This window comes from Franconibacter pulveris, assembly GCF_056780215.1.
Genome location: NZ_CM165555.1, coordinates 2,247,543 through 2,260,581, shown reverse-complemented (window position 1 = coordinate 2,260,581; position 13,039 = coordinate 2,247,543). Strand labels below are relative to the sequence as shown.

Annotated in this window: 13 protein-coding genes; 7 read left to right on the top strand and 6 right to left on the bottom strand. The window is 57.4% G+C overall.

The window, feature by feature from the left end:
- Window positions 1-321 precede the first annotated feature (321 nt).
- The 3 genes from ydfG to ydfZ all read left to right on the top strand — a co-directional run bounded on the left by ydfG (window position 322) and on the right by ydfZ (window position 2,177).
- The gene (gene ydfG, locus ACU4F7_RS10740; protein WP_029592901.1) at window positions 322-1,071 is read left to right on the top strand and encodes a bifunctional NADP-dependent 3-hydroxy acid dehydrogenase/3-hydroxypropionate dehydrogenase YdfG; all 750 of its coding nucleotides are present in this window, start codon (window positions 322-324) and stop codon (window positions 1,069-1,071) included.
- Between the two features lie 95 nt (window positions 1,072-1,166).
- Window positions 1,167-1,853, top strand: a complete 687-nt coding sequence (locus ACU4F7_RS10735) for a GntR family transcriptional regulator (RefSeq protein ID WP_024557089.1) — start codon at window positions 1,167-1,169, stop codon at window positions 1,851-1,853.
- Window positions 1,854-1,973: 120 nt separating this feature from the next.
- Window positions 1,974-2,177, top strand: coding sequence for a putative selenium delivery protein YdfZ (gene ydfZ, locus ACU4F7_RS10730; RefSeq protein ID WP_024557090.1), 204 nt, complete (start codon window positions 1,974-1,976; stop codon window positions 2,175-2,177).
- Between the two features lie 160 nt (window positions 2,178-2,337).
- Here the strand turns inward: ydfZ and ACU4F7_RS10725 are convergent, their stop codons facing one another.
- The 5 genes from ACU4F7_RS10725 to ACU4F7_RS10705 all read right to left on the bottom strand — a co-directional run bounded on the left by ACU4F7_RS10725 (window position 2,338) and on the right by ACU4F7_RS10705 (window position 8,142).
- Window positions 2,338-3,804: a mannitol dehydrogenase family protein gene (locus ACU4F7_RS10725; RefSeq protein ID WP_481638636.1), complete on the bottom strand. Its 1,467-nt coding sequence runs from the start codon at window positions 3,802-3,804 to the stop codon at window positions 2,338-2,340.
- Window positions 3,805-3,966: 162 nt separating this feature from the next.
- Entirely contained in the window at window positions 3,967-5,358 is a 1,392-nt protein-coding gene (locus ACU4F7_RS10720) for an MFS transporter (RefSeq protein ID WP_029592899.1), read from the bottom strand.
- A 53-nt stretch (window positions 5,359-5,411) separates the two neighbouring features.
- Window positions 5,412-6,431, bottom strand: coding sequence for a Zn-dependent oxidoreductase (locus ACU4F7_RS10715; protein ID WP_481638635.1), 1,020 nt, complete (start codon window positions 6,429-6,431; stop codon window positions 5,412-5,414).
- 11 nt (window positions 6,432-6,442) lie between these two features.
- On the bottom strand, window positions 6,443-7,657 hold the full coding sequence (gene manD, locus ACU4F7_RS10710) for a D-mannonate dehydratase ManD (RefSeq protein ID WP_024561095.1): 1,215 nt from the start codon (window positions 7,655-7,657) through the stop codon (window positions 6,443-6,445).
- 158 nt (window positions 7,658-7,815) lie between these two features.
- Complete coding sequence (locus ACU4F7_RS10705) at window positions 7,816-8,142, bottom strand: YnfA family protein (protein ID WP_024557094.1); 327 nt, start codon at window positions 8,140-8,142, stop codon at window positions 7,816-7,818.
- Between the two features lie 121 nt (window positions 8,143-8,263).
- Here ACU4F7_RS10705 and ACU4F7_RS10700 point away from each other — a divergent pair, with 121 nt between their 5' ends.
- Together ACU4F7_RS10700 and speG are read left to right on the top strand one after the other, a co-directional pair.
- The gene (locus ACU4F7_RS10700; RefSeq protein WP_029592896.1) at window positions 8,264-8,599 is read left to right on the top strand and encodes a DUF1283 family protein; all 336 of its coding nucleotides are present in this window, start codon (window positions 8,264-8,266) and stop codon (window positions 8,597-8,599) included.
- A 57-nt stretch (window positions 8,600-8,656) separates the two neighbouring features.
- The gene (gene speG, locus ACU4F7_RS10695) at window positions 8,657-9,214 is read left to right on the top strand and encodes a spermidine N1-acetyltransferase (protein ID WP_024557096.1); all 558 of its coding nucleotides are present in this window, start codon (window positions 8,657-8,659) and stop codon (window positions 9,212-9,214) included.
- Window positions 9,215-9,313: 99 nt separating this feature from the next.
- Here speG and ACU4F7_RS10690 read toward each other — a convergent pair whose 3' ends face one another.
- Window positions 9,314-10,033 (bottom strand): YnfC family lipoprotein, encoded by a 720-nt coding sequence (locus tag ACU4F7_RS10690; RefSeq protein WP_481638634.1) that lies wholly within the window; start codon window positions 10,031-10,033, stop codon window positions 9,314-9,316.
- 94 nt (window positions 10,034-10,127) lie between these two features.
- On the opposite strand from ACU4F7_RS10690, the gene ACU4F7_RS10685 reads away from it, so the two are divergent.
- Window positions 10,128-10,427, top strand: a complete 300-nt coding sequence (locus tag ACU4F7_RS10685; protein WP_029592894.1) for a DUF1161 domain-containing protein — start codon at window positions 10,128-10,130, stop codon at window positions 10,425-10,427.
- Window positions 10,428-10,605: 178 nt separating this feature from the next.
- Entirely contained in the window at window positions 10,606-13,038 is a 2,433-nt protein-coding gene (gene dmsA, locus ACU4F7_RS10680; RefSeq protein WP_481638633.1) for a dimethylsulfoxide reductase subunit A, read from the top strand.
- Window position 13,039: the final 1 nt, after the last annotated feature.

The window sequence follows — 13,039 nt, the reverse complement described above, 5'->3', positions numbered from 1 at the left end:
GCAGGTGACTTGATAAGAAAGCTTTTGCAAAGTCGATGCCAGTTTTGTTTTTTATTAATATCCTTACATAACAATAACATGCCTCGCTTTTCTTTTCGTTGCGCAACAAATCCCAGTGCAGAAAGGGTGGCAAACGGTTGCGAAATTAAGCAATCGGTTTCGATTTAACATTCCACGCTGACGCTGCACCATTGCTCTGCGCGTTAAGCGCGCATTTGCACCATCGCAATGCAAGACACGGGGAAACATAAACTTCCTTGACCGACAGCGGAATGGGCGTGCTAAGGTAATACGACACAAAAAGCGTTGAGGAACAGAGAGATGATTATTCTGGTTACCGGTGCGACGGCGGGTTTTGGCGAGTGCATTACCCGTCGTTTTATTCAAAATGGTCATAAAGTCATCGCCACGGGGCGCCGCCAGGAGCGGCTGAAGGAGCTGAAAGACGAGCTTGGCGATAACCTCTTTACCGCGCAGCTCGACGTGCGCAACCGCGCCGCCATCGAAGAGATGCTGAGCAGCCTGCCGCTGGAGTGGCGCGAAATCGACGTGCTGGTGAACAATGCGGGTCTGGCGCTGGGTCTCGAACCCGCTCATAAAGCGAGCGTGGACGACTGGGAAACCATGATCGACACCAACAACAAGGGGCTGGTCTATATGACCCGCGCAGTGCTGCCGGGCATGGTGGAGCGCAACCGCGGCCACATCATCAACCTGGGTTCGACGGCGGGCAGTTGGCCTTATGCGGGCGGCAACGTTTATGGCGCGACCAAAGCGTTTGTTCGCCAGTTCAGCCTTAACCTGCGCACCGACCTGCATGGCACGGCGGTTCGCGTGACCGATATTGAGCCGGGTCTCGTGGGCGGCACCGAGTTCTCTAACGTACGCTTTAAAGGCGACGACGATAAAGCGGGCAAAACCTATGAAAACACCAACGCCCTGACGCCGGAAGATGTGACCGAGGCGGTCTGGTGGGTTGCTACCCTGCCTGCGCACGTTAACATCAACACGCTGGAAATGATGCCGGTCAGCCAGACTTACGCCGGGCTTAGCGTTCACCGCAAGGCATAAATCGCTTTCCCTCCCCGGCCGCGCGGGCCGGGTATGGGCGGGGTAATAAAAAAATGGTAAATTGAATCGGTTACTCGCTGAAAAAGTAGAAATCGATGGCCGCTGAAACCCCGCTTAACCCCACCCAACCGGTGAACCAACAGATCTATCGCATTCTGCGTCGCGATATCGTCCACTGCCTTATTCCCCCCGGTACGCCGCTTTCGGAAAAAGAGGTTTCGGTGCGCTTTGATGTTTCGCGCCAGCCGGTGCGTGAAGCGTTCATTAAGCTTGCGGAAAACGGCCTGATTCAAATCCGCCCGCAACGCGGCAGTTTTGTGAATAAAATCTCGCTCTCCCAGGTGCGCAACGGCTGCTTTGTCCGCCAGGCGATTGAGCGCGCGGTCGTGCAGCGCGCCGCCACCATGATTACCGATGCTGACCTCTACCAGCTGGAGCAAAATCTCAACCAGCAACGCACCGCCATCGACCGCAAACAGCTTAACGATTTCTTCCTGCTTGACGACGAGTTTCACCATAAGCTTGCCCAGATGGCGGACTGTCAGCTCGCCTGGGATACGGTGGAAAACATCAAAGCGGCCATCGACCGGGTGCGCTACATGAGCCTTGACCATGTTTCCCCGCCGGAAATGCTGCTGCGCCAGCACGCCGATATCTTTCACGCCCTGGAAAAACGCGACCCGCAGGCCGCTGATGACGCCATGCGCGTACATTTGCAGGAGATAAGCGAGTCGGTGCAGTTAATCCGTCAGGAAAACCGCGACTGGTTTAGCGAAGAGTAACGCCTGTGATGTTCATCACACAAATGCGTCGGTTTTGATCGAGATTAACGTTTTTCGCCGCTCGCTTTTTAAAATGGGGCTCGTCTGAATTGCCGACAATCGTTCAGAGGAGAAACCACAATGATGACATACGATCGTAACCGCAATGCAATCACCACCGGCAGCCGCGTCATGGTAAGCGGCACCGGCCAGACCGGCGTGATTACCGCCATTCACAGCGAAGGCCTGAGCGCCGAGCAGGTTCGCCGCGCCAAAACGGTGGAAGTGGAAGGCTGTGAAGGCAAATTTGAACCGGTTGAGCTGATTCGTCTTGGTTTGCATTAATCGTGGTAAATGCCGCTGCGGCGGCATTTTTTCTCACGCTCCCCGCTCCCTTTTATCCGCTATTTCCGGATATTGGTCTTACGCTGTGTTCAGACGCTGAATGGTAGGCAGCGCGACGCGTAAAATACAATGCCGCCCAAAGACGGCATTGCCAACGGCCTCAGAAAAGCGGTTTCGCGTACTGCGCCACCGTGGCTTTCGCCCCTTTCTGCAGCAGTAACTTATAAGCCTCGGTGACCTGCGCAACAAATTCCGACTGCGTCGCCAGATCGTCGCCGAAGATAGCCTTCAGCCCCAACAGCGCCTTAACGCGCGCGTCGCCCTCGTCGCTGCCGCGCACGGCCTGCTGAATGGCGTCAAGCAGCGGGTCGCAGACCTCTATCGCCTCTCCCTGCTCATCCACGCCGCCGACGTAGCGCATCCAGCCCGCCACGCCGAGCGTCAGCAGATCGTGGCGGCTGCCGTTCGCCCGGTGCCAGCGAATGGAATCGAGCCAGCGCTGCGGCAGCTTCTGGCTGCCGTCCATGGCGATTTGCCAGGTGCGGTGGCGCAGCGCCGGGTTGCTGTAACGTTCAATCAGCAGACGGGCGTAGTTCGCCAGATCAACCCCCTGCACATTTAAGGTCGGTGCCTGCTCTTTGAGCATCAGCGCGTGCGCGGCGCGGCGGAAATTATCATCTTCCATGCAGGCGTTAATGTGCTGATAACCCGCCAGGTAGCCAAGGTAGGCCAGGAACGAATGGCTGCCGTTGAGCATGCGCAGCTTCATCTCTTCAAACGGCACCACGTCGCTAACCAGCTCCGCGCCGGCTTTTTCCCACGCCGGACGGCCCGCCACAAAGTTATCTTCAATCACCCACTGGCGGAACGGCTCGCAGGCAACGCCCGCCGGGTCGCGCACGCCGGTGAGCTGTTCGATTTTATCCAGCGTTTCGGTTGTGACGGCGGGAACAATGCGGTCCACCATCGTGGAAGGGAACGTGACGTTCTGTGCAATCCACTGGGCTAAATCCGCATCCAGCGCGCGGGCGTAAGCCAGCACCACGTTGCGGGTGACATGACCATTTTCCGGCATGTTGTCACACGACATAACGCTAAAAGGCGCAAGGCCCATCTTCCTGCGCGCCGCCAGCGCGGCGACGATGACGCCCGGCGCAGATTTCGGCTGCTGCGGATTTTTAAGATCGGCGGCAATCAGCGGGTTATCCAGCATCAGCTCCCCCGTTGCCGGCGCGTGGCAGTAACCCTTTTCGGTAATGGTCAGCGAGACGATAGCGACCTGCGGCTCGCACAGCGCGTCCATGACGCGCGCAAACCCGTCGGCCTGCGCATGCAGCGCTGTTTTCACCACGCCAACGACGCGGGCGCGCCAGGCGTCGGCCGACATCTCCGCCACGGTATACAGGCACTCCTGATGATTCAGATCCGCAATCTGCTGCTCGCCGCCGATTAAATTGACCTCGCAATAGCCCCAGTCACTGTTGTGCTCCGCCGCAAGAATATCGGCGTAAACGCCCTGATGGGCGCGATGAAATGCGCCAAAGCCGAGGTGCACAATGCGCGCCTGTAATGTGCTGCGGTCATACGTCGGCACCGCCGCTTTCGCAGATAAAAGTTGATTTTTCATGGTTAAAACTCGTTTTTATGAAGAGAAATCGTCATGACGCAGAGTACGCTGCGGGGCGTTTCGCTCTATGATTTACGACAGTGTTTTAAGACTACCCTGACTAGAATGGTAACAAAATATTTCTGCGGATAACCAAAGCCGGGGTTATCCCCGGCTTTGGATCTATTTACCGTTTACGGTAACGGCGTGTTTTACGCGCTTCGCCACGGCCGGGCTTGCTATCGCGTCATCAAGGATAGCCAGGTCGCGGTCGCGTACTTCCGGCATCAGCAAGGCCGCCGCCAGTCCGGTAATGGAATACGCGATAAGCATCGCCACGACAGGCCACCAGGCGCCGGTCATGTTGCAGAAGATCCCCGCCAGCAGCGGGCCGAAGCCGACAGCGATAAGCCCCGCCGCCTCTTTCGCCATCGCCATGCGGGTGAAGCGGTTACGCGCGCCGAACAGCTCCGCCAGCGTAATGTTTTCCAGCGCAAACAACCCCAGCACGGCAATGTTATGAATCACGATAAGGCAAAGCATAATGGTGCCGGGCGCGTAGGTTTTATCCACGATGATGGCGATCATCGGGTACGCCAGCACAATGGCGGAGATATTGAGCACAATATAGGGCAGACGGCGCCCGACTTTATCCGACAGCCAGCCCAGCAGCGGGATGGTAAGAAAGCCGATAAAAGAGCTAATCATCAGCGCATCGGTGGGGATGCTTTTATCAAACAGCAGCGTCTGCACCAGATAGCCTGCCAGGAAGGTTTGCAGCAGGCCGGAGTTGCCCGCCTGGCCGAAGCGCAGGGCGCTGGCAAACCAGAAGGCGCGGCTTTTGAAGATGGCGGAGAAGCTGCTATCCGCAGCGTGCGGCGCCGGTGTTTCGTTGGCCTGCTCAAATACCGGGCTCTCTTTGAGGTGCATACGCAGCCAGATAGCAAACCCCATCACCACCACGCTAGCCAGGAACGGGATACGCCAGCCCCACGCCACCAGCGACTCGCGGTCAAGCGCAAAGAACATGACCGCCCAGATAGCCGTAGCGCTCAGCGTGCCGCAGTTCGTCCCCATCGCCACCAGCGACGAGATAATGCCGCGACGGCCTTTGGGCGCATATTCTGCAAGCATGGTGCCCGCGCCGGAAATCTCTGCCCCCGCGCCGAGCCCCTGCACAATGCGCAACGTAACCAGCATCAACGGCGCGAAAATGCCTATCTGCGCATAGGTCGGCAAAACGCCGATAAGCGTAGTGCAAATCCCCATCATGGTGATGGTAATAAACAGCACTTTCTTACGTCCGATGCGGTCGCCCATGCGGCCAAAGAAGAGCGCGCCGACAATGCGGGCGACATAACCCGCGCCGTAGGTGCCCATGGCGAGAATAAGCGCCATGGCGGCGGACTGTTCAGGGAAAAAGATTTCATGAAATACCAGCGCCGCGCCCAGCGAGTAAAGCTGGAAATCCATAAACTCCAGCGCCGTGCCTAGCCAGCCGGAAACCGCAGCTTTCACCAGATCGGCAGTGCTTCTTTCATTACCCGGGGCGTGCGCCTGTTGATATTGGCTCATAATCGTACTCTCTTTAAGGTCCCCACGGACAACCGACTCGCAGGAAGACGGGGTTATTCACTGAACTTCAACAACACCTTGCAGCAGGATTTCTGGTCTTTTTCGAAGACCGTCATCGCCTCGCCCACCTGCTGGTAAGGGAAACGGTGGGTGATCAGTTTCTCCGGCGCGATGCGCTTCTCCTGTAGCCATTTGATCACTACAGGAAACTTGTTGGCATTAAGCCGCGAGGAGAAAATCGACAGCTCTTTGCCGGTAATGCCTTGCTGCACCACCTGGCTTGGTTCGCTGGAAAAGCCCATGATGACGATGCGCGCCGCAGGCGACGCCAGAGCGATCGCCTCCTGCAGGATCGAGGGATGACAGGCGGCGTCGATAATCAGCGTGGGCTTAATCTGCGCTCGCTCAAACCAGGCGGAGAGCGGCGCCTTGCCGTTATCCACGATATGATCCGCACCACAGTGTTTCGCCATCTCCAGGCGTTCCGCAATACGGTCCGCGACAATCACCCGCTTCACGCCGTATACGCCTTTCAATGCCTGCAGAGTGGTAAGCCCCATTGGCCCGGCGCCGAAAATCAGCGCAATATCCTCTTCACGCGGTTGCACCTGGGCGGTGACGTTAGCGGCGATGGTGAATGGCTCCACCATTACGGCGCTCTCGTCGGGCACCTCATCAGGAATGCGGTGGGCGTTTTTAGCCGGGACCACCGCGTATTCGCTAAAGCCGCCATCACGATGTACGCCCAGCACCACCAGCGCAGCGCAGACGTTGGGTTTACCTACGGAACACGGGTAGCAGTGGCCGCAGCTAATGACCGGGTCGACCGAAACGCGCTCGCCGATGCGTGACGTTGTCACACCCTCGCCCACCGCATCGATAACGCCAAAGAATTCATGTCCAATAACGCGCGGGTATTTAGCAAAGGGGTTGTGGCCGTGAAAGATGTGGCTGTCGGAACCGCAAATCCCGGCGAGCTTAACCTTTACCCGCACTTCCCCTGGCGCAGGCTCGGGCAAAGGCCGGTTTTCGATAACCATCTGTTGCGGTTGCTGTACCGTGATGCTTTTCATTTTCGCTCTCCTTACCAGTTCCACAGCGTGCCGTCTTCAAGGCGGGCGACAGGCAGATAAGCCGGGTCGTAGGGGTATTTCGCCGCCCGCTTTTCGTCGAATTCGATCCCCAGGCCCGGCTTCTCGCCCGGATGCATATAGCCGTTGTCGAAGCGCCAGCTGTGCGGGAAGACTTCCAGCATTTGCTCGGAGTACCCCATGTACTCCTGTACGCCAAAATTCGGCACCCACAGGTCGAAATGGAGCGCGGCGGCATGGCAAATCGGCGACAGATCGGACGGGCCGTGCGAGCCGGTGCGCACCTGGTAAAGCGAGGCGAAATCGGCGATGCGGCGCATGCCGGTAATGCCCCCCGCGTGGGTAATGGTGGTGCGAATGTAGTCGATAAGCTGCTCTTCAATGAGTTGCTTGCAGTCCCAGATGCTATTAAAGACTTCGCCCACCGCAATCGGCGTGACCGTATGCTGGCGAATCAGGCGGAAGCAGGCCTGGTTTTCCGCAGGCGTTGGGTCCTCCATCCAGAACAGGCGGTAATCTTCAATGCTTTTGCCAAAACGCGCGGCTTCAATCGGCGTCAGGCGGTGGTGCATGTCGTGAAGCAGGTGCTCATGGAAGCCGAACTTGTCGCGCACCGCAGCGAAGAGTTTCGGCGTGAAGTCGAGGTATTTTTCGCTGGACCAGAGCTGCTCTTCCGGCCACTCGCCTTTCGTGGCGGGCTCGTACGCCAGCCCTTTGCCTTTCGCCATGCCGTAGGTGGTTTTCATTCCCGGCACGCCGCACTGTACGCGAATCGCCTTAAATCCCATCTCTTTGTGGCGCGCGTAGTCATCCAGAACTTCATCAATGCTGTGGCCGGTGGTGTGGCAGTAAACCATTACGCCCTCGCGCGAAGCGCCGCCGAGCAATTGGTAAAGCGGCATATTGGCGGCTTTGGCTTTGATGTCCCACAGCGCCATATCAATGGCGGAGATAGCCGACATTGTCACCGGGCCGCGACGCCAGTAAGCGCCCTTATAAAAAAACTGCCAGATATCTTCGATGCGCTGCGCATCGCGCCCCACCAGCTGCGGACAGAGGTGATCGCGCAGGTAGCTGGCGACAGAAAGCTCGCGCCCGTTGAGCGTGGCGTCGCCAAGCCCCGTCAGGCCATCTTCGGTGGTGATTTTCAACGTGACGAAGTTGCGGCCCGGGCAAGTGACAAAGACTTCAGCCTTACTGATTTTCATGAATACCTCGTTCTGAATGGCGCATTCAGGCCTCTTCTGAATACGCAATGAGCAACTGACCTAACTACCATACAAGTTATATTAAGAAAAAAATGCGTCCCGGCTCACAAAGCAAAAAGGCGGATGACGCGCAGAGGCGTCCCCCGCTGCGCCTTGTTTCAGGCTCGCCCCCAGCCTGCGACGATAATCAGCATGCCGCACAGCGCCACGCCTGCGCCCAGCCAGTCGTAAACGCTGAGCCTGACGCCGTCCACAACGCGCAGCCATAACAGCGCGGTCATGACATAGACGCCGCCGTAGGCCGCATAGACTCGTCCACTCGCCGCCGGATGCAGCGTAAGCAGCCAGACAAACAGCGCAAGTGAGAGCGCGGCAGGCAGCAAAAGCCACGACGACGCGCCCTTTTTCAGCCACAGCCACGGCAGAAAGCAACCGACGATTTCCGCCAGCGCGGTGACGAAAAAAAGCAGCGTTGTTTTGATCATATTGAGGTCCATCATGGATAATTATCACTATCGCCGGGCGCTGTGCGCGCTAAAAAGGCGGTGATATAGTAAAGCCTGCCGGTTAACCGGCAAGTGTTGCTTCATATAAAAGGAAACCGCAATGAAAACTCTCCTTCGCCACTCCCTGCTGATGGCGCTGGTGGCCGGCGCGTTCAGCCTGGCGTTACCGGCGCAGGCGGAAACCAGCAAGCTGATTATCGAATCTGGTGACAGCGCGCAGAGCCGTCAGAACGCCGCGATGGACAAAGAGCAATGGAATGACACCCGTTCTTTACGCCACAAAGTGAATACCCGCGCCGAAAAAGAGTGGGATAAAGCCGATGTCGCGTTTGATGGTCGCGACAGGTGCGAGCAAAGCGCCAACCTCAACGCCTACTGGGAGCCTAACACCCTGCGTTGTCTTGACCGCCGTACCGGTCGCCCGCTCGCGCCCTGACGCCAACGCCAAAGGCTTCCGCCCGGAAGCCTTTCTCTTCGCTAAAAAGGATTTGTCATGTCTGAACTGACTGTGAAACTGCGCCCGCTTGAGCGCGAAGATCTTCGCTTCGTTCATCAGCTTGATAACAATGCGAGCGTTATGCGCTACTGGTTTGAAGAGCCGTACGAGGCCTTTGTCGAACTCTCCGATCTCTACGATAAACATATCCACGACCAGAGCGAACGGCGGTTTGTGGTGGAGTGCAACGGCGAGAAAGCGGGTCTGGTGGAGCTGGTTGAAATCAACCACGTACACCGCCGTGCGGAGTTTCAGATAATTATTTCGCCCGACCACCAGGGCCGGGGGCTTGCTTCGCGCGCCGCGAAGCTTGCCATGGATTACGGCTTTACGGTGCTCAATCTCTATAAGCTGTACCTGATTGTCGATAAAGAGAACGAGAAAGCGATTCACATCTATCGCAAGCTGGGTTTTCAGGTGGAAGGCGAACTCATCGACGAATTTTTTATCAATGGCGAATACCGCACCACTATTCGCATGTGCATTTTCCAGCATCACTATCTGGCGAAACATAAAACGCCCGGCAGCAGCCTGCTGAAGCCCACCGCGCAATAAAGCCTGCCGCGTTGCGGCGGGTCGCGCTTCGCTTCACCGCCCTGCGCTTCTTTCGAAGCGCGGGCAAGCACAACGACACCTGCCCGCGAGACGCCAATCTTAATAATACTCAATGGTGTTTTCGATGGTGTACTTATGGTGCACCGGCGGGGTGGCGCTCTCGTCAGTAATCTCCAGCTCGCAGCTCACCGGATTAAAATGGTTGTCGTAATCGCAGGTCTGCTTTACACGCCCCATGGTCTTATCGTTAAGCGTGCTGACAGCCGTGTAATCGAGCTTTTTACGGTTATCGGCAACGGTGGAAGCCACCGTCAGCCTGAGTTTATCCGCCACGGTCGTTTTGCCGAGCGGGTAGCCTTCCGCATCGTAACGGTAATCGATGGTTGTGCCTTTACCGCGCGCCTTCACTACAAAACCGCTGTCGTTAGTGTCGTAAACGACGCCCGCCGCCGGCAATTCCGCCAGCTGGCATTTACCCTGCAGCTTTACCCGCTTCTCCTGCGAGGCGGCGTCAAGGTAGTAGTTCGCGTTCAGCACCAGCGCCGCGCCGGAGTTATCTTCAAGGTTATGAAACTCAAGCGTGTCGAAGCACCCCTCCTGCGAGAGCGTGCCGGTTACCCGCTTCGCCACCTCGCCTTTTTCATTCATTAGCGTCTGGCTGAAATCTTTAACCGGGCCGCGCAGAGGATCAAAGTCAAATTCATTCGAAAAGCTCGCCATTTCCGGCGTAAAGGCCTGCGGGGTGGAAGCACCGTCGCAGCCTGCCAGCAGCCAGAGGGCTGAAAGCGTTATCAGGGCTCGTTTCACGCTAATATCCATTCGTCCTGTCAGGGGGTTACATACACGTTAATACAAGGATTTACGTTCTGTCTGCTATGCTTAGTTTAACCGCTTTGCACAGAAGGAGCGCAATATGAAACGTCACGTTCTGGCCAGCACTGTTCTGCTTATCGCCGCCGCGCCTGCGCTGGCGCAGCAAAATTCTTGCGAACGGGTCAGAGATGAAATCCAACAGCGAATCATCAATAACGGCGTGCCGGAGTCGGGTTTCACCCTTTCCATTGTGCCTAACGATCAGGCCGATAAGCCGGATGCGCAGGTCGTCGGCCACTGCGCTAATGATACACAAAAGATCCTCTACACGCGCACCAGCAGCGGCAACGCAGCGAGCGCCGCGCCAGCCCAGGAAGGCGCCCCCAGCGAACCGCAATAACGTTCCGGGCGCCTGCGCGCCCTTTTTGTTTTTTAATTCCTCCCTTCTTTGACCATCGTTAATACTCCCTACCCCATAATGGTTAATACTCCCGCCGCGCGTCGCAGGTGCTGACGTCATTAATAACGCTAAAAACGCCTTCACACCTTCCTTTTGCAGGAAGCACTAAGGAGTGAGCATGTCGAACTTTCAACACCCCGGCGGGATAAGCCGCCGTACCCTTGTAAAAACCACCGCCCTCGGCGGCCTGGCCCTCGCCGCTGGCGGATTTCCACTTCCCTTTATCCCGAAAAGCGGCGCGGCGCAGACCAGTCCGCCGCCTTCGTCGCCCGAACGTATTGTCTGGAGCGCTTGCACAGTCAACTGCGGCAGTCGCTGCCCGCTGCGCATGCACGTTGTTGATGGCGAAATACGCTACGTTGAGACGGACAACACCGGCGACGACAACTACGACGGCTTGCATCAGGTGCGCGCCTGTCTGCGCGGTCGTTCGATGCGCCGCCGGGTTTATAACCCCGATCGTCTGAAATACCCGATGAAACGGGTGGGTAGACGCGGCGAAGGCAAATTTGTCCGCATCAGCTGGGAGGAGGCTTTCGATACGCTCGCCAGAGAAATGCAGCGTATCATCCAGACTTATGGCAACGAGGCCATTTACCTGAACTACGGTACCGGGACACTCGGCGGCACAATGACCCGCTCATGGCCGCCCGGTAAGACGCTGATAGCGCGCCTGATGAACTGCTGCGGCGGCTATCTCAATCATTATGGCGACTACTCTACCGCGCAGATTGCCGCCGGGTTGAATTACACCTACGGCGGCTGGGCGGAAGGCAACAGTCCCTCTGATATTGAAAACAGCCAGTTAGTGGTTCTGTTCGGCAACAACCCCGGCGAAACGCGCATGAGCGGCGGCGGCGTGACGTACTATCTTGAACAGGCGCGTGAGAAATCCAACGCCCGCATGATAATTATCGACCCACGGTACACCGACACCGGCGCCGGGCGTGAAGATGAGTGGATCCCCATTCGCCCGGGCACCGACGCCGCGCTGGTTTCAGGACTCGCCTGGGTGATGATTACCGAGAATCTCGTCGACCAGGCCTTTCTTGATAAATACTGCGTTGGCTATGACGAAAAAACGCTGCCTGCGGGCGCGCCCGCCAATGGCCATTACAAAGCCTATATTCTCGGCCAGGGCGACGACGGCATCGCGAAAACACCGCAGTGGGCCGCCGCGATTACCGGCATACCGGCCGCGCGCATCGTGAAGCTTGCGCGAGAAATAGCCGGCGCGAAACCCGCTTTTATCTCTCAGGGCTGGGGCCCCCAGCGCCACTCAAATGGCGAACTGGTCTCCCGCGCTATCGCCATGTTGCCTCTTCTCACCGGCAACGTCGGCATTCACGGCGGCAACAGCGGCGCGCGGGAAGGCGCTTACGCCATGCCGTTTGAACGTATGCCGACGCTGGAAAACCCGGTACAAGCCAGCATTTCGATGTTCATGTGGACAGACGCCATTGTAAGGGGACCGGAAATGACCGCCCTGCGCGATGGCGTTCGCGGTAAAGCGAAGCTGGATGTGCCGATTAAAATGATCTGGAACTACGCCAGCAATTGCCTGATTAACCAGCATTCGCAAATCAATCGCACCCATGAGATTTTGCAGGACGACAAACTGTGCGAACTGATTGTGGTTATCGACAATCACATGACTTCATCGGCGAAATATGCCGACTTGCTGCTGCCCGACTGCACCGCCTCTGAGCAGATGGATTTTGCCCTGGATGCCTCCTGCGGCAACATGGATTACGTCATTTTTGCCGATCGGGCCATCACGCCGCGCTTCGAGTGTAAAACGATTTATGAGATGACCTCTGAGATTGCTAAACGCATGGGCGTTGAGCAGCAGTTCACCGAAGGACGCACGCAGGAAGAATGGCTTCGTCATCTTTACGAGCAATCCCGCGAGGCGCTGCCGGAGCTGCCGGGCTTCGATACGTTCCGTCAGCAGGGCATCTTCAAAAAACGCGATCCGGACGGTCATTTTGTCGCTTACAAAGCGTTTCGCGACGACCCGCAGGCCAACCCGCTGAGCACGCCCTCCGGCAAAATTGAAATTTACTCCAGCCAGCTTGCGCAGATTGCCGACAGCTGGACGCTTGAAAAAGGCGACGTTATTCATCCTCTGCCTGTTTATAGCCCCGGTTTCGAGCACTACGACGACCCGCTGCGCGAGAAGTACCCGCTGCAGTTGACCGGCTTTCATTACAAAGCGCGAACCCACTCTACCTATGGCAACGTCGACGTGCTGAAGGCGGCCTGTCGCCAGGAGATGTGGATGAACCCAATCGATGCGACACCTCGCGGCATTATCAGCGGCGATACGGTGCGTATTTTCAACGATCGCGGCGAGGTGCGTATTGAGGTGAAGGTCACGCCGCGCATTATCCCGGGGGTCGTGGCGTTGGGCGAAGGCGCATGGTACGACCCGGACGCGCAAGGCATTGACCATGCGGGATGCATTAACGTTCTCACTACCCAGCGTCCCTCGCCGCTCGCCAAGGGCAACCCTTCGCACAGCAATCTGGTCGAAATCGAGAAGGTTTAAG

Bases quoted from the DNA above. Each gene is read 5' to 3' on its own strand.
- ACU4F7_RS10705 (WP_024557094.1), bottom strand. From the start codon at position 8,142: ATGATCAAAACAACGCTGCTTTTTTTCGTCACCGCGCTGGCGGAAATC.
- ACU4F7_RS10690 (WP_481638634.1), bottom strand. From the start codon at position 10,033: ATGGATATTAGCGTGAAACGAGCCCTGATAACGCTTTCAGCCCTCTGG.
- ACU4F7_RS10715 (WP_481638635.1), bottom strand. From the start codon at position 6,431: ATGAAAAGCATCACGGTACAGCAACCGCAACAGATGGTTATCGAAAAC.
- dmsA (WP_481638633.1), top strand. From the start codon at position 10,606: ATGTCGAACTTTCAACACCCCGGCGGGATAAGCCGCCGTACCCTTGTA.
- ACU4F7_RS10700 (WP_029592896.1), top strand. From the start codon at position 8,264: ATGAAAACTCTCCTTCGCCACTCCCTGCTGATGGCGCTGGTGGCCGGC.
- ACU4F7_RS10685 (WP_029592894.1), top strand. From the start codon at position 10,128: ATGAAACGTCACGTTCTGGCCAGCACTGTTCTGCTTATCGCCGCCGCG.
- manD (WP_024561095.1), bottom strand. From the start codon at position 7,657: ATGAAAATCAGTAAGGCTGAAGTCTTTGTCACTTGCCCGGGCCGCAAC.
- speG (WP_024557096.1), top strand. From the start codon at position 8,657: ATGTCTGAACTGACTGTGAAACTGCGCCCGCTTGAGCGCGAAGATCTT.
- ydfZ (WP_024557090.1), top strand. From the start codon at position 1,974: ATGATGACATACGATCGTAACCGCAATGCAATCACCACCGGCAGCCGC.
- ydfG (WP_029592901.1), top strand. From the start codon at position 322: ATGATTATTCTGGTTACCGGTGCGACGGCGGGTTTTGGCGAGTGCATT.
- ACU4F7_RS10735 (WP_024557089.1), top strand. From the start codon at position 1,167: ATGGCCGCTGAAACCCCGCTTAACCCCACCCAACCGGTGAACCAACAG.
- ACU4F7_RS10725 (WP_481638636.1), bottom strand. From the start codon at position 3,804: ATGAAAAATCAACTTTTATCTGCGAAAGCGGCGGTGCCGACGTATGAC.
- ACU4F7_RS10720 (WP_029592899.1), bottom strand. From the start codon at position 5,358: ATGAGCCAATATCAACAGGCGCACGCCCCGGGTAATGAAAGAAGCACT.